Annotated in this window: 14 protein-coding genes; 9 read left to right on the top strand and 5 right to left on the bottom strand. The window is 64.2% G+C overall.

Annotated elements, in window-relative coordinates; genetic code table 11:
* Positions 1-171: 171 nt before the first annotated feature.
* Positions 172-3,273, top strand: coding sequence for a hybrid sensor histidine kinase/response regulator (locus tag AWB78_RS22890; RefSeq protein ID WP_198399326.1), 3,102 nt, complete (start codon positions 172-174; stop codon positions 3,271-3,273).
* A 33-nt stretch (positions 3,274-3,306) separates the two neighbouring features.
* Here the strand turns inward: AWB78_RS22890 and AWB78_RS22885 are convergent, their stop codons facing one another.
* Complete coding sequence (locus AWB78_RS22885; protein ID WP_063959007.1) at positions 3,307-4,881, bottom strand: sensor domain-containing diguanylate cyclase; 1,575 nt, start codon at positions 4,879-4,881, stop codon at positions 3,307-3,309.
* A 412-nt stretch (positions 4,882-5,293) separates the two neighbouring features.
* On the opposite strand from AWB78_RS22885, the gene AWB78_RS22880 reads away from it, so the two are divergent.
* The 3 genes from AWB78_RS22880 to aroQ all read left to right on the top strand — a co-directional run bounded on the left by AWB78_RS22880 (position 5,294) and on the right by aroQ (position 8,342).
* Complete coding sequence (locus tag AWB78_RS22880; RefSeq protein ID WP_062608272.1) at positions 5,294-6,709, top strand: MFS transporter; 1,416 nt, start codon at positions 5,294-5,296, stop codon at positions 6,707-6,709.
* Positions 6,710-6,804: 95 nt separating this feature from the next.
* On the top strand, positions 6,805-7,863 hold the full coding sequence (locus tag AWB78_RS22875) for a Gfo/Idh/MocA family protein (protein WP_269768949.1): 1,059 nt from the start codon (positions 6,805-6,807) through the stop codon (positions 7,861-7,863).
* A 23-nt stretch (positions 7,864-7,886) separates the two neighbouring features.
* Positions 7,887-8,342, top strand: a complete 456-nt coding sequence (aroQ, locus tag AWB78_RS22870) for a type II 3-dehydroquinate dehydratase (RefSeq protein WP_062608271.1) — start codon at positions 7,887-7,889, stop codon at positions 8,340-8,342.
* Between the two features lie 73 nt (positions 8,343-8,415).
* Here the strand turns inward: aroQ and AWB78_RS47700 are convergent, their stop codons facing one another.
* Positions 8,416-8,577, bottom strand: coding sequence for a hypothetical protein (locus AWB78_RS47700; protein WP_198399325.1), 162 nt, complete (start codon positions 8,575-8,577; stop codon positions 8,416-8,418).
* A gap of 64 nt (positions 8,578-8,641) precedes the next feature.
* Positions 8,642-9,046: a hypothetical protein gene (locus AWB78_RS22865; RefSeq protein WP_232477798.1), complete on the bottom strand. Its 405-nt coding sequence runs from the start codon at positions 9,044-9,046 to the stop codon at positions 8,642-8,644.
* A 214-nt stretch (positions 9,047-9,260) separates the two neighbouring features.
* On the opposite strand from AWB78_RS22865, the gene AWB78_RS22860 reads away from it, so the two are divergent.
* The gene (locus tag AWB78_RS22860; protein ID WP_062608269.1) at positions 9,261-10,661 is read left to right on the top strand and encodes an amino acid permease; all 1,401 of its coding nucleotides are present in this window, start codon (positions 9,261-9,263) and stop codon (positions 10,659-10,661) included.
* A 23-nt stretch (positions 10,662-10,684) separates the two neighbouring features.
* Positions 10,685-11,884 carry an amino acid aminotransferase gene (locus AWB78_RS22855; RefSeq protein ID WP_062608268.1) on the top strand — a complete coding sequence of 400 codons (1,200 nt, stop codon included), beginning with the start codon at positions 10,685-10,687 and terminating at the stop codon, positions 11,882-11,884.
* Positions 11,885-11,887: 3 nt separating this feature from the next.
* Here AWB78_RS22855 and AWB78_RS22850 read toward each other — a convergent pair whose 3' ends face one another.
* A complete protein-coding gene (locus tag AWB78_RS22850) occupies positions 11,888-12,259 on the bottom strand; it encodes a hypothetical protein (protein WP_062608267.1) in 372 nt (123 codons plus the stop codon).
* 154 nt (positions 12,260-12,413) lie between these two features.
* On the opposite strand from AWB78_RS22850, the gene AWB78_RS22845 reads away from it, so the two are divergent.
* The 3 genes from AWB78_RS22845 to AWB78_RS22835 all read left to right on the top strand — a co-directional run bounded on the left by AWB78_RS22845 (position 12,414) and on the right by AWB78_RS22835 (position 15,714).
* Positions 12,414-12,674, top strand: coding sequence for a hypothetical protein (locus tag AWB78_RS22845; RefSeq protein WP_062608266.1), 261 nt, complete (start codon positions 12,414-12,416; stop codon positions 12,672-12,674).
* Positions 12,675-12,728: 54 nt separating this feature from the next.
* Positions 12,729-13,052 (top strand): hypothetical protein, encoded by a 324-nt coding sequence (locus AWB78_RS22840; protein ID WP_062608265.1) that lies wholly within the window; start codon positions 12,729-12,731, stop codon positions 13,050-13,052.
* 172 nt (positions 13,053-13,224) lie between these two features.
* Entirely contained in the window at positions 13,225-15,714 is a 2,490-nt protein-coding gene (locus AWB78_RS22835) for a glucose/quinate/shikimate family membrane-bound PQQ-dependent dehydrogenase (RefSeq protein WP_062608264.1), read from the top strand.
* 49 nt (positions 15,715-15,763) lie between these two features.
* On the opposite strand, the gene AWB78_RS49365 is transcribed toward AWB78_RS22835, so the two are convergent.
* Positions 15,764-15,898 carry a hypothetical protein gene (locus AWB78_RS49365; RefSeq protein ID WP_269768948.1) on the bottom strand — a complete coding sequence of 45 codons (135 nt, stop codon included), beginning with the start codon at positions 15,896-15,898 and terminating at the stop codon, positions 15,764-15,766.
* Between the last annotated feature and the right edge of the window lie 188 nt (positions 15,899-16,086).

The following is a 16,086-nucleotide window of genomic DNA, read 5'->3' as shown; positions in this document are numbered from 1 at the left end:
GATTCGCCTCTGCAGATGCTGCGGATGCTGGAAAGAAATCTCATCAGGGAGCGACGCATATTCGCAGTCGTGGTGGGATTGCTGATCTTCACCGCGCTCTGCGGGGCGGGAGCCGCGACCTACAATCTGGCTCTCCGGACATTGAGGAGCGAGCATGAAAATGCGCAGACCATGCTTCGCAACGTCAATCAGGCGATTTTCAGCCGATTCAACATGCTCAGCACGGCCGCCTTGCTGCTCGAGTTGATGAACGCGGGTTCGGCGCCAACCGCCGCCCATAACCCCGCCAGGGACGAGGGATGTCAGCGGTTCTCGGAGAATCGTGAGGACATCGCCTTGCTGCGGACGTGCAAGGCCGCGCTGCAGTCGATCGCACGAGATTCCACGCCCGTCGTCCTGCTTTTTTCCTCGTATGACGGAACGGCCGCGTATGGCATCGATTTCCTTTACGACGTGCAAATGCAGGCCGAGTCCTCTGCTCGCTCGGTCACCCTCGCCCAGGCCGCGAAGCTCTACATGACCGTCCACTCGATCTCGCCGCTCGACGCCGCGCGTCAGCATCGCGTGATGTGGTTCATCTCGCAGCCCCAGTTGTTCCGGCGGCCCACCGTCGTGATGTTCATGGTCGTCGCGAAGGATGGCGAGCCCTATGGGCTGGTGTACACGAGGGTGGTGCTGGAGAACGTCCTGAAGGGCATCATCGCGGATTCGTTCGAGTCGCAGATCGCGATCTTCGATGCGAATGGCAACGCCCTGGCGGGCAACGCAAGCGAGTACACGCGCCATGCCGAGCAACAACTGAAGCGCGCAGAGACGTCCATGTATCACTGGATGCCCGGATTCGGCTGGGGAGCGCGGATGGATCCGCTCGCGCTCGGGATCGGCCGCATCGTGCTCGCGCTGCCTTTTCGGGCGGAGTTGAAAGCGAAGCGCACGGAGTTGATCATCATCGTGCTCGTGACCACGTCGCTCATCGGCATGCTGCTGGTCATGTACCGCTTCTGGAACCATCGAATCCTGACGCGCACTTACGAGCAGGCGTGCCGCGCCGTCGAAGGCGAAATTCTCAATCATCTGCTGGTGCATGCAACGCCCGTCGGGCTGTGCATCGCGTTGCGGGCCGATTTCCATATCGTGGCGGCGAACCAGGTGGCGCGCAGACTGCTCGATCTGGACGACCCGGCGAAGCCTCTGCCTCCTGCGCTGTGCGAGGCCTTCGAGCGGAACGGCGTCGAGCCGCCGAAGGAAGGCGCGGCATCGGACATCAAGGAATTATCGTTTTCCTTCTTCAGGCCGGACGCCGCCGCGTCGCACCTGAAGATCTCCTACACGTCGGCGATCCTGAACAAGACCGATGTGCTGTTTTGCGCGATCGTCGACGTCACCGAGCAGCACGAGGTCGAAAATCTCCTGCGCGCCGCGAAGGAAACCAGCGAGGCGGTGAGCAAAGCCAAACTGAGCTTCTTTGCGTCGATGAGCCACGAAATCAGGACGCCCTTGTCGTCGCTCGTCGGCAATCTGGAGCTCGTGGCGCTCGGACCGCTCGCGGCGGAACAGGAAGCGCGCGTGCAGGCCATGCAGGCATCGGCGAATGCGCTGCTGCAAGTCGTCAACGACGTCCTCGATTTCTCGAAGATGGACATCGGAGAGATGCGGCTTTCGGAGGAATGGGGTTCGATTCGCGAGCTCATCGTGAAGGTGCTGGCGGCGCATGCGCCGATCGCGAACCGGCAGGGCTTGCGGCTTTTCGTGGTGATCGATCGCACGTGTCCGCGCAAGCTGTTCTTCGATCCGATCCGTCTGTCGCAGATTCTCAACAATCTCCTGGGCAACGCGCTCAAGTTCACGTATTCCGGCAAGATCGTCGTGCGCGCGCGATGGACCAACGGCGTACTCGAACTGAGCGTGGCCGATTCGGGTATCGGTATTCCGGAGCAGCAGCAGGAGATGCTGTTTCAGCCGTTCATGCAGGGCGATTCGCATCGGCTGACGCAAGCGCGCGGCACGGGGCTCGGACTATCGATCTGCGTGCGGCTTTGCCAGCTCATGAAAGGGAACATCGCGCTGGAGAGCACCGAAGGCGTCGGCACGCGCATCACCGTGTCGCTGCCATTGCGCGCGGACGAGGCCGCGTTCGATCAAAACGACGCACCGCTCGGCGGACGCCCCGCCATCATGTGCCGCGCGAGCGAATATCGCGAGTGGCTGGACAGTCTGTATGACAAGGACGAAAGCGCACCGACCTACATCGCGAACGCGGGCGCGGCAGTGGATATCGGGCATTGCGAATATCTCGTTGTGACGGACGAATTCACCGATCAGGAAATCGCGGCCGTCTGGCGCGATCGGGCGCGCGTCATTCGTCTGTCGCAGAGCGGGCCGCTGGTGCCGGCCGTCAACGCAGACGGTCTGCTCGAAGTCAGCACGCTCAGCCTCAAGGGATTCGGCGAGGCCGTGCAGATCATCAAGGGACAACGGCACCGCGGGGGCGCGAATGCCGGAGAAGCCGCGGCCGACGCAGAAGCTTTCGCGGCGCCGCGCAGGGCAGGCCCGACGGTGCTGATCGCGGAGGACAACCGTCTGAACCGCAGCCTGCTGCGCGATCAACTGCTGACGCTGGGCGCATCGGTGCTGGAAGCGGCGGACGGCGAGGCGGCGCTCGAACTGCTGCGCAAGAACCGCGTGAGCATCGTGCTGACGGACATGGACATGCCGAAGATGAGCGGAGCCGAACTGCTCGCCGCGATTCGCGCGCTCGATCCGTCCATGCCGGTCTATGCGGTGAGCGCGAGCGCGAGCGCCAAGGATGTGGAGAACGGCCGCGCCCTGGGGTTCACCGATTACCTGACCAAGCCGGTTCCGCTCGCGGTCCTGGCCGGCGTCCTGCCGGCCTCGGCGAGCCCGCGCGCCGACGCGCAGGGGCAAGCGCCGCAGACGGACCATCACGGGGACGATCTGCCGCCGCGCCTGCCTGCCGTTCCCTTTGCGTATGTGCGCGACATCGTGCAGCAGATCGACGAGGATATCGTCGCGCTCGATGTGGTCTGCGAAGCGCGCGATGTGGCGAAGCTGCGCCGATGGGCGCATCGGATCTCGGGCGGTCTGTCGGTGCTCGGGCCGTCGATGCTCTATGACGAATGCGAGGAATTGCGCAGTCTGCTGAGAGAGACGGGTAGCTGGGGAGAAGATGTCGAAACGTTCGTCTCGCTGATCCGAAGCGATCTCATCGAGCTTCGCGATCTGCAGCATGGGGTGCTGCAGGCGCAAGGCTAGTCGCTGCCGGAAAGGGATGACGCGCAGCGGCGTCTACCAGGCGCGGCCCCGATCGGCCAATGCGCCGATGGCCTGCTCCTCGTTCGCCACGGCTTCGCCGTCGCCATCTGAAAACCGGTATCCGCCGCGCTCCGCGGATTTCGCGTCGTACAACGCGTCATCGGCGCGCTTCAATGCGCTTTCGAACGATTCGCCCGACCGCGCGAGCGCGATGCCGACGCTCACGCCCACGCGCATCGTCTGCCCGCCCGCGAGCGCGTAGGGCACCGACAACTCGCGAATGATCTTGCGGGCGAAGGCCGCGCTCGACGCATCCGCGATGTAGGTCGCGACGATCGCGAATTCGTCGCCGCCGAGGCGCGCGGCCAGCTCGCCGCGGCGCATTGCGTTGCGCAGGCGGTCGGCGGCGAGCTTCAGCAGCTCGTCGCCCGCGTTGTGGCCGTGCGTGTCGTTCACGCGCTTGAAGCCGTCGAGATCGACATACATCACCATCACTTTTTCGCGGCCGGCCCCGCCCGCCATCAGACGCTCGGCGTGATCGCCGAGATAGCGCCGGTTCGGCAGGCCCGTGAGCGAATCGTGATGCGCCCAGTGCAGGATCTGCGCTTCGGCTTTGCGGCGCTCCGTCACGTCCTCGATGATGATCACCGCGCTGCCGTCCGGCACCGGGTTGCGGCTCAGTTCGAGCTGACGGCCGTCGCGCAGCGGCAGATCGAGCGGCAGGCCGCCTTCCTCGAGCCACTGCGCGCAACGCTCGGCGAACTGCGCACGCATCGACTCGCCGAACTTCGCGAACCCGACATAGCCGATGAATTCCGGCAACGAAACGTTCAGCCGCAGCATGTCGACGGTCGCGCCGAACAGTTCCGCCGCCTTGCGGTTCGCGATCACCACCTTGCCCGACGCATCCACGGTGCAGAGGCCATGCGGCACGTGCGCGAGCGCGGCGTCGAAGCGCGCGGCGATTTCGGCGTGACCCTGTTCGGCGGTCATCAATGCGACCAGACCGCGATAGTGGCGCTGCACGACCGCATACATCGCGGCGACGTAGAGAAAGAGCGGAGGCACGACAATCCAGTAACCGGGAGGCCCGAACAGCCCGCCGACGCCGATCGGCAGCGCGCCGAGGCACACCTGCGCGATCGCCAGATGCGGCGTGCCCGCGTTGCGCGACGCGACGCCGCCGAGCAGGCCCGCCGTCACCATGATCGCGAGCGATGCGAGCACGGCGTCGCCGGAGATCACGCAGGCCATCGCGCCGAGGCCGGTCACGAGACACGCCGCGAGTCCGAACGGCGCATAGCGCGCGGCCCACGGGCCGGGCTGCGGCGCGCCCGCGCGTCGCAGCGCGCGAAAGCGGCTCACGATGGAAAGGCGCGTGGCGAGCAGGAGCGCATCGGCGGCGACCCAGAGGATCGTCCAGAGCGCCTGCTGGCGTCCGAGCGCGGTCAGCGCGACAAAAGCGCCGGACAGCCCCGACAACAGCAGCGGACGGACGTCCTCGACGAGCGTCGACAGAAGCGATGCCCGGATGGCGGGCGTGATGCGCCCGTCCTCTGTCGCCGGCGTGGCCAGAATCGAATCGATCAACGACGGGTTGCCTGACATACGGAAAACGGGGCCAGCGAGAGGACGAAGAGGAGAGGTCGGCAGCGATGCGGTCACCGCCGGTACTCGTGTATACGGCCGCGTCTGCACAAGCTTTAGGCAAAACTTAGCGGCGACTTGGTTTCGGCGTCGATTATTCGCTCCGGGCACACTCTGATTTTCCTTGGAGCCAGATTATGTTTTCGCGCGGACATAGTAATTTATCGCTCAATCTCTTCATCTCGCAGCGGGCGCGCGGGTTTTGCCTCATCGAAAGCTTTCGTATCAGAGACGATCATGAATGGATGTCCGCTGCGCGCGCACCGGATGTCGTCCGCCGAGAAGGAAGAAGGGCAGCTGTGATATCGATGTAGGAACATCGTCGCGACGATGGCCGCCGAAGCCGTCGGGCGATCCCATAAAAGGAGACGTCATGGACACGAACCTCTCACCCGGTGCAAAGGGCGGGTCGCACGCCGAGCACCACAAGCAGACGAAGAAGGCCACCGCGAGCGGCTGGATCGGCTCCGCGCTCGAGTACTACGACTTCTTCATCTACGCGCAGGCCGCCGCGCTGATCTTTCCGCAGCTCTTCTTTCCGTCGGGCAACCCGAAAGTGGCGATCGTCGCGTCGCTCGCCACATATGGCGTCGGCTATGTCGCGCGGCCGATCGGCGCGTTCGTGCTCGGCCACTGGGGCGACACGCACGGCCGCAAGACCGTGCTCGTGCTGTGCATGTTCCTGATGGGCTTCTCGACGATGGCCGTCGGCCTGCTGCCGACGTATCACAGCGTCGGCATGCTCGCGCCGACGCTGCTCGTGATCCTGCGCCTCGTCCAGGGCTTCGCCGTCGCGGGCGAAATCTCCGGCGCGAGCTCGATGATCCTGGAGCACGCGCCTTTCGGCCGGCGCGGCTTCTTCGCGAGCTTCACGCTCCAGGGGGTGCAGGCCGGGCAGATTCTCGCCGCCGCCGTGTTCCTGCCGCTCGCGTACTACATGCCCGAGGACGCGTTCAACTCATGGGGCTGGCGCATTCCGTTCCTGCTCTCGGCGTTCGTGCTGGTCGCGGGCTACATCATCCGCCGCGAAGTGCATGAGACGCCCGCCTTCGAGAAGGAAGGCGAGAAGGGCGCGGTGCCGCGCTCGCCGATCGTCGATGCCTTCAAGTACAACCTCGCCGACATGATCCGCGTCGTCTGCATGGCGCTGATGAACGTGATTCCCGTGGTCGCGACCATCTTCGGCGCGGCGTATGCGGTGCAGGCGGCCTACGGCATCGGTTTCCACAAGAGCGTGTATCTGTGGATTCCGGTCGTCGGCAATATTCTCGCCGTGGTCGTGATTCCGCTGGTCGGCAATCTCTCCGACAAAATCGGGCGCAAGCCGCCGATCATCGTCGGCGCGATCGCATCGGGGCTGCTGTCGTATGTGTATCTCTATGCGATCAGCATTCAGAGCGTCGGGCTCGCGATCATCGCGTCGCTGCTGATGTGGGGCATCGTCTATCAGGGCTATAACGCGATCTTCCCGAGCTTCTATCCCGAGCTCTTTCCGACGCGCACGCGGGTCTCCGCCATGGCGATCTCGCAGAACGTCGGCACGACGATCACGGCGCTGCTGCCCGCGCTGTTCGCAACCGTCGCGCCGCCGGGAGCCACCAATATTCCGTTCACGATCGGCTCGATCACGCTCGCCGTGACGATCATCGCCGCGATCGCCGCCTGGAGCGCGCGGGAGACGTATCGCATTCCGCTCAGCCAGCTCGGCGAGCCGAACGCGCGGCCGGTCGAGAAGGCGGAGTACGACCGCCTGCGCGCGGAATCGGTCGCGAACGCGCGCGTTTCTTAAATCCCCTTCGATCGACAGACTTTCCTCACGGCGGCGCTTGACCGCGCCGTCCGCGTGCCCCCGTGCGCGCTTTTTTTCGACAATGGTGAATTCAGGTGAACACAGACTCAGGCAAGACGCGGATTGCAGTGGCAGGCGCGGGCTACATCGGACAGGCGCATATGGGCGTCGCGCAGACGAGCGCGACCTGCACGCTCTCCGCGATCGTCGATCCGGCGCCCGCCGCGGCCGATATCGCCGCGAAAGCGGGCGTGCCGCTCTACAGGACGCTCGATGAGCTGATCGCGAAAGATCGCCCCGACGGCATCGTGCTCGCGACGCCGAATCAGTTGCATGTGGAGCATGCGCGCATCTGTCTCGCGGCGGGCGTGCCGACGCTGCTCGAAAAGCCGATCGCGCCGACCGTCGAAGAGGCCCAGGCGCTCGTCGATGAAACCGAACGCTCGGGCGTGAAAGTGCTGATCGGGCATCATCGCGCGCACAGCCCGATCATGGCGCGCGCGAAGCAGGTGATCGACGAAGGGCGGCTCGGCAAGCTCGTCGCGGTGATGGGCAGCGCCGTGTTCTTCAAGCCCGACGAGTATTACGCCAGCGCGCCGTGGCGGCGCGAGCCGGGCGGCGGCCCGATCCTGCTCAACATGATCCACGAGGTGCACAACCTGCGCATGCTGTGCGGCGATATCGTCGCGGTGCAGGCGTTCGCTTCCCACGCCACGCGCGGCTTTCCCGTGGAAGATACGGTCGCGATCAATCTGCGCTTCGCGAGCGGCGCGCTCGGCACCTTCATGCTGTCCGACACGGCCGCGTGCCCGCGCAGCTGGGAGCAGACCTCGCAGGAGAACAAGGCCTACTCGACTTATCCGGAGGAAGACTGCTACGTGATCGCGGGCACCTTCGGCTCCCTCTCGGTGCCGACGATGCGCCTCAAGTCCTACGCGAAGGCAGAGGACCGCTCATGGTGGAAGCCGTTCGAGGAAAGCATCGTGCCGATGCGGCGCGACGATCCGCTCGCGCATCAGATGGAACATTTCGGGCGCGTGGCGCGCGGGGAAGCCGAGCCTATTGTCAGCGCGCGCGACGGCCTGCAGAATCTGCGGATTACCGAGGCCATCGTGCTGGCGGCCAGCACGGGCAACATCGTCGAAACAGCTTAACCCTCCACACGCAAGGAAAACTCATGGCAAAGATCCTGACGCTGCACGGCGTCAACCTCAACATGTTCGGCAAGCGCGACCCGAAGCAGTACGGCACGGCGACGCTCGCGCAAATCGACGAGCAAATGGCCGCGCTGGGCAAGGAACTGGGCGTGGACGTGGAGTGCTACCAGACGAACATCGAAGGCGAGATGTGCTCGCGTATTCATCGGGCATTCGAGGAGAAGATCGATGCGATCGTGATCAACGCGGGCGCATGGACGCATTACAGCTACGCGATCCGCGATGCGCTCGCCATTCTGACGGCGCCGGTCATCGAAGTGCACATGTCGCATGTGCACGCGCGGGAGGAATTCCGCCACAAATCGGTGTTCGCGGAAATCGCGAAGGGGCAGATTTCCGGCTTTGGCGTGGACAGCTACCTGCTCGGCCTGCGCGCGGCGGTGTCCGCGATCAACGCGGGCAACGCAGGTAAGTAACCGCAGCGGCGGCGGCAACACCAGCAGGAATGCTTCCGTGGCGAGGCGCTCAGGCCTCGCCGGCTACATCGGTTCAGACCGGACGGCCGTAGTCCTTCGGGCCGTTCGCGTTGTGTTCGCGTGCGCTCTGCACGCGCAACGGTTCCTGATTGCGCTGCGCCGCGCCGCGGATGAACAGCACCGCGCAAATCGCGCAAATTCCCCAGACAGCCGCGATGATGGTCAAGTAGCTCATTTCCCTTCCCCGATGTACGCGGGCGGCCGTGGCCGCTTCCGCGCTTGGTCCTATCTTTCCGCTCTCACGTCTGCGACGCGGGCATTGCCAGCAACCGGCCGATCAACTGCTCCGCAAGCGCGTTCTGCTGGATGATCGCGTCGGCATCGTCGTCGGTGGCGTCGCGGTCGGCGTGCAGCTTGCCGGCGAGTCGCATGATGTTGTCCGATACCGACTGAAGCGCGCGCAGCAGCTCGGCTTGCGTGGCCGGCGTGCTGTCCTGCGATCCTTCCGAGAAACACTGCGCCGTTCGATGCGGCCTGGCGTTTCCTTCCATCGTCTGATACATGGCGACCCCGTCGTGAGTGGATGATGTGATTCTCTCGCCGTGGGACGCCGGGCAATCCTCCGAACAACACCTGATTCCGGCCTCAAATCGTTTGTTGTGCGGATCTGAAGAAACGTGCATCTCTGCGACAGGTCCGCCCATCAAGGCTCTTCGGCGCGTCGGGCGGTAAAATCGCAGATCCGTCCGTAGATAATCGGCCTTTTTTCCATCGGCCTGTGGGGCCATCCGCACTAAAAAACAACAGTTTTTATCTGAGAAGTAGCGTGGAAAGTGGGCGAAATGACACAGGCCTCGTACGGTACTACAAAAAGCGGTAATTTTTGCGGTTAGCAAGCAGCGAAACAGGCGGCGAACAATGATGTCCGGCAAGAAAAACGAAGTACCTCACAACGAAACACTCCATCGCGGGCTCAAGAGCCGTCACATTCAACTGATCGCGCTCGGCGGAGCGATCGGCACGGGTCTTTTTCTGGGCGTCGCGCAGACGATCGAGCTCGCCGGCCCGTCCGTGCTGCTCGGCTATGCGATCGCCGGTCTGATGGCGTTTTTCATCATGCGGCAACTGGGCGAGATGATCGTCGACGAACCGGTGGCCGGTTCGTTCAGCCACTTCGCCGACAAATACTGGGGCCACGCCGCCGGGTTCATCTCCGGCTGGAATTACTGGGCCATTTACATCCTGGTGAGCATGGCCGAGCTTTCGGCGATCGGCATTTACATGCAGTACTGGTGGCCGGGTCTGCCGACATGGATATCGGCGCTCGCGTGCTTCGTGATCGTCAACGCGATCAACCTGACGAGCGTGAAATCCTACGGCGAGACGGAGTTCTGGTTCGCGATCGTCAAGGTGGCGGCGATCGTCGGGATGATTCTGTTCGGCGGCTATCTGCTCGCGTCGGGCAAGGCGGGGCCGGAGGCGGGCGTCGCGAACCTGTGGCGGCTCGGCGGCTTCTTCCCGCACGGCGTGAGCGGGCTCGTGATGTCGATGGCCGTCATCATGTTCTCGTTCGGCGGGCTCGAACTCGTCGGTATCACGGCGGCGGAAGCGGAAGATCCGTCGCACAGCATTCCGCGCGCGACCAATCAGGTCATCTATCGCATTCTCATTTTTTACGTCGGCGCGCTCGGCGTGCTGCTTTCGCTTTATCCGTGGGACAAGGTCGCGACCGGCGGAAGCCCGTTCGTGCTGATCTTCCGCGAGATGAACAGCACGCTGATCGCGAACGTGCTCAATGTGATCGTGCTGACGGCCGCGCTGTCCGTGTACAACAGCGGCGTCTATGCGAACAGCCGCATGCTGTACGGCCTCGCGCAGCAAGGCAACGCGCCGCGCGCGCTGCTCAACGTGAGCGGGCGCGGCATTCCGCTCGCGGCGCTCGCGGTGTCGGCGATCGTGACGGCGGCGTGCGTCGTGATCAACTACATCATTCCCGGACGCGCATTCGGCCTGCTGATGGGCCTCGCGGTATCGGCGCTCGTCATCAACTGGGCGATGATCAGCATCATCCACCTCATGTTCCGTCGCCATAAGCGCGCGAACGGTAAGCCGACGGCGTTTCCGAGCTTCGGCCATCCGCTTTCGAACTACATCGTGCTGGCGTTTCTCGCGGGCATCGTGTGGGTGATGTTCGAAACGCCCGACCTGCGCCTGTCCGTGTACCTGATTCCCGTTTGGCTGGCCGTTCTCGGAATCGGCTACTATCTCAAAAAAAGGGGCGGTGACGCGAGTCGCGCCGATCGCCTTCAATCTCGCTGATCCCTCGTCCTTATCAAATCACCATGTTCGAACACATCGATGCCTACCCCGGCGACCCGATCCTCTCGCTGAACGAAAACTTCCAGAAGGACCCGCGCACCGACAAGGTCAATTTGAGCATCGGCATCTACTTCGACGACGAAGGCCGCCTGCCCGTGATGCAGGCGGTGCGCGAAGCGGAACTGTCGATCCTGAAGGATCTCGGCCCGAAGCCGTATCTGCCGATGGCCGGTTTCGCGCAGTATCGCGACGCGGTGCAGGCGCTCGTGTTCGGCAACGACAGCCCCGCGCGCGCCGACGGCCGCATCGCGACCGTACAGACGCTCGGCGGCTCGGGCGCGCTCAAAGTGGGCGCCGATTTCATCAAGCGCTATTTCCCGCAGTCGAAAGTATGGGTGAGCGATCCGACGTGGGAGAACCATCGCTTCATCTTCGAGCGCGCGGGCTTCGAGGTGAACACGTACCCGTACTACGACGAAGCCACGGGCGGCCTGCGGTTCGACGCGATGCTCGCGGCCATCGACAAGCTGCCTGCGAAGAGCGTGGTTCTGCTGCACGCGTGCTGTCATAACCCGACGGGCGTCGATCTCGATGAGTCGCAGTGGGTGAAGATCATCGACGTGCTGCAGAAGCGCGATCTGCTCCCCTTCGTCGACATGGCGTATCAGGGCTTCGGCTCGGGTCTGGACGACGACGCGTTCGCCGTGCGCGAACTCGCGCGGCGCGGCGTGCCGGCGTTCATCGCCAATTCGTTCTCGAAGAATTTCTCGCTGTACGGCGAGCGCTGCGGCGGCCTGCACGTGATCTGCGACGACACCGCCGAAGCCGATCGCGTGCTCGGCCAGCTGACGAGCGCGGTGCGCGCGAACTACAGCAACCCGCCGACGCACGGCGCGAAGATCGTCACGCAGGTGCTGAACACGCCCGCGCTCAGGCAATCGTGGCAGGACGAGCTCGCGTCGATGTGCCAGCGCATCGCGCGCATGCGCCAGGCGATCCACGACGGCCTGAAGGATCACGTGAGCGGCGAAATGCTCACGCGTTACATCAAACAGCGCGGCATGTTCACGTACACGGGGCTGGTCGCGGAGCAGGCGGATCGTCTGAAAGAGGAATTCGGCGTGTATATCCTGCGCTCGGGCCGCATGTGCGTCGCGGGCCTGAACGACAGCAACGTGCAGATCGTCGCGGATGCCATCGGCAAGGTGCTCGCGCCGAAGTAAGCATCACAGGTCGGGACAGGACAGCACGTTCTGCTTCGGCAGGCTGCCCGGTCCCGTTTCGACTTTCGTCCCGCGTGTCGGCGTCAGGATGAGCCGCACGCTGGTCGTGCCTTCATTCGCGAGCACGTACACGTTGCCGCTTCCTTCCGGCTGCCAGTACACGCGATACACCTCGCCGTCCTTGTAGACATGCAGCGCGCCGTGCCGCACGGTGCCGCCCCGCCAGAAGTTCACGCTTTCCCCTTCGCGCAGCGCGATCATGCCGTCTTGCCCGTTCGTCGCGCTTTCGAGCGTGCCGCACACGGCATCGTCGGCATGCGCGCGCGTGCAGAAGACGAGTGCCGCGGTGAAAAGAATGATTGTTCCGCGTTTCATCGGTAGTCGACTCCTCAAGAAGAAAAACCGGCACGCGTTCCGGCAGCGAGCGCGTGCCCGTGCGCCTTGCCGCGCTTGTCGCAAGATATGCGCCGACGTTCCTGCGCGCGTGTGCTACTTTGAATGAGAGCAGCGTTCGATCGTGGAGGCCATCATGACAGTGATCGCACCGGACGAGAGAGCGGATTTTCTTGCGATTCTCGTGCGCCATCGGCTCGATGAAAGCGACTTTCTCGTGCAGGAAGGCGGGCAGGAAGGCGGCGTGTCCGATGTCGTGGACGATGTCTATCCGTTGCAGGGCCTCGTCACCATTACGCGGCGCTCCACATTGAAGGAGCGCGAATATCGCATTGGACACGGCACGGATTGGACCGCCGCGTTCGAAAAGGATTTGAACAAGGGCGTCTTCGGCTGAAGAAGCACGCCGCCTGCAGGTTTTTTGACGCACTTTTTTGAAGCGGAGCACGCGATGAGACCGACCGAATTCAAATCGTTCAAGGCGCATGTCGCGATGATGCTGCGCGATCTGCCGCGCGGCGTGACCGCCGATCTGACCGATGTCGCCGTCGCATACTGGAATGGCACGCAAGTGGTCGGCGCGTATCTGCGCGACAACGGCCGCATCGACGAGGATTTCGACTTCGACGAAAACGCGTGGGGCAACTGGCGCGATGAATTTCTGGTGTGGTTCGATGCGCCGCGTTTCACCGAACGCGCCGATCTGAAGGCGGCGTTCGTGTCCGGCGTCATTCCCGCGAATCTTCAGGGCGGGCGCTGGCCGCGTCCGCTCTGATCCGCAGGCGCGCCTCGCGCCTTGTCCGGAAAGTCATCTGTAAGCACGCCTCGCCCGCGCCATCTGCCGCTCAAACGGCACAACGATTGCTCCCTCCCACGACGCGACAGCGTCCGAACCACGACCGCGCGCCGGCCGTGTTCCGCTATTCATCGTCACCGGAGGATTCAGCATGGCTGGCAACGGAAGACTTCATCCGCTCACGTTTCTGACGGCCATCGTGTTCATCGTCATCGGCGCACTGCTCGCGGCGGGCGGCGCGTATCTCGTGACGCTGAAAGGATCGTGGTACTACGTGATCGCGGGTGCGGCCATCGTCCTGACCGGGCTTTTGCTGTTGATTCGGCGGCGCTCCGCGCTATTGCTCTTCGCGCTCGTGCTGTTCGGCTCGACGATCTGGGCCGTGATCGAAGTGCACTTCGATTTCTGGCAACTGATGCCGCGCCTGTGGATCTGGGTGCTGCTCGCGATCTGGCTGCTGATTCCGTTCGTGCATCGCGGCGCGCTGTTCGGTCCGCCGGCGAGCGCACGTGCGGCGCGCACGCCGCTCGCCGCCGCGATCGTCCTCGCGCTGCTGCTCGGCATCGGCACGTTTTTCAATCATCCGCATGACCGGCCCGGCCGCATCGACGTGGATGTCGCCGCCGACGCGAATCAGCCCGATATCAACGCCGCCACCGGCCGCGCGCCCGGCGACTGGATCGACTACGGCGGCTCGCCGCTCGCGCAGCGCTACGTGCCGCTCGCGCAGATCACGCCGCAAAACGCGCATCAGTTGAAAGTGGCATGGACCTATCGCACCGGCGACATGCCCGGCGCCGACGATCCCACCGAAACCACCGACGAGAACACGCCGCTCAAGGTCGGCGACACGATTTTCCTGTGCACGCCGCACAGCAAGGTGATCGCGCTCGATGCCGCGAGCGGTAAGGAGAAATGGCGCTTCGATCCGCAACTTCAGAGCCCGATCGGATTCAGGCACTGGGAGCACATGACTTGCCGGGGCGTCGCTTACTACGATGCGTCGATGCATCCGATGTCCGCACCTGCCGCGCCTGCCGCTGCTGCTGCCTCGGAAATGGCGGCGGCGTCCGAACCTGCCGCGGCGTCGGCGCCCGAGCCCGTGCAGACGCCCGCGCAAACCACCGCGACGGCGGAATGTCCGCATCGCCTGTTCCTTCCGACCGCCGACGCGCGCCTGATCGCGCTCGATGCGGACACCGGCAGGCCGTGCGCGAGCTTCGGCAAGAACGGCGCGGTGGATCTGCGGGCGAACATCGGGCCGTTCACGCCGGGCGGTTATTACTCGACGTCGCCGCCGGCGGTGTTTCGCAATCTCGTGATCGTCGGCGGCCACGTGACCGACAACGAGTCGAACAACGAGCCGTCAGGCGTGATCCGCGCGTTCGACGTGAACGACGGCCATCTCGTCTGGAACTGGGACTCGGGCAACCCGGACGCCACCGAGCCGATCGCGCCGGGCGGCACCTACGTGCGCAACTCGCCTAACATGTGGTCGATGTTCAGCGTCGACGAAAAGCGCGGCATGATCTATATGCCGATGGGAAACCAGACGCCCGATCAATGGGGCGGCGGGCGCACGCCGCAGGCCGAGAAGTTCGCGGCGGGCCTCGTCGCGCTCGATGCCGCGACGGGCAAGCTGCGCTGGAACTATCAGTTCACGCATCACGATCTGTGGGACATGGATGTCGGCGGGCAGCCGACGCTCGTCGACTTGCAGACCGCGCAGGGCACGCAGCCGGCGGTGATCGCATCGACGAAGCAAGGCAGCATCTACGTGCTGAACCGCGAAACCGGCAAGCCGATCGTGCCGATCGACGAAGTGCCGGTGCCGCAAGGCGCGTCGAAGGGCGATCACACCGCGCCGACGCAGGCCGTTTCCGCGCTCAACTTCAATCCGCCGCGCGTGACGGAAGCGGACATGTGGGGCACGACGCCGTTCGATCAGCTCTGGTGCCGCATCAAGTTCAAGAGCCTGCGCTACGACGGGCCGTTCACGCCGCCGTCGGAGCAGGGCACGCTGGTGTTTCCGGGCAATTTCGGCGTGTTCGACTGGGGCGGGATTTCGGTCGATCCGGTGCGGCAGATTCTGATCGCGAATCCGGATTACATGGCGTTCACGTCGAAGCTGATTCCGCGCGACCGGATTCCGGAAAGCAATGGCGAGAAGAAGGGCAGCGAGACGAGCGGCATCAAGCTCGCGCGCGGCACGCCTTTCGGCTACGAGATCAACGCGTTTCTTTCACCGCTCGGCATTCCGTGCCAGGCGCCGCCGTGGGGTTATATGGCGGCCGTCGATCTGCGCACGAACAAGATCGCGTGGATGCACAAGAACGGCACGATCCGCGACAGCGCGCCCTTGCCCATTCCGATGCCGCTCGGCGTGCCGAGCCTCGGCGGGACGATCGTGACGGCGGGCGGCGTCGCGTTCCTGACGGGCACGCTCGACCAGTACGTGCGCGCGTACGACGTGCGCGACGGCAAGAAGCTGTGGGAAGCGCGCCTGCCTGCAGGCGGACAGGCCACGCCGATGAGCTACGCCGATGCGAGCGGCAAGCAATATCTGCTCGTAACGGCGGGCGGACACGGGTCGCTCGGCACGAAGGCCGGCGATTACGTGATCGCGTATACGTTGCAGTAAGCGAGCTTTGGCGATGAGGCGCGCGGGGACAGGTCCCCGCGCTCGAGCATTACGCCCGGCGATACGCTTCGGCCATCAGCGCGCTGACTTTGGCGCGTGCCTTGAGGGCATCGCGCGTGGCGGTGCGCAGCTTGGCGGCGATGAGCGAGACGAGGGCGATCGGCGTGGCGGCGATGATTCCCATGATGGTGAACTCCGTACTAGGGTAACTAACTAGGTAATAACCCTAGGTTAGCATATTGTGACGCATTGCAACAAATTTCTTTCGGGAAATTGGCCGTTGCGAATCGCTAAGGCATTCCGGCCCTGTCGGGTAAGGAGGGTGCAAATGAAGGCGCATTTTCTGGGTTGGAGCGCCGCAGCCGGCGCTGT

Source organism: Caballeronia calidae, from assembly GCF_900044055.2.
GTDB lineage: Bacteria > Pseudomonadota > Gammaproteobacteria > Burkholderiales > Burkholderiaceae > Caballeronia > Caballeronia calidae.
The sequence above is the reverse complement of the archived record's forward strand: the minus strand, read 5'-3'. Positions and strand labels throughout refer to the sequence as shown.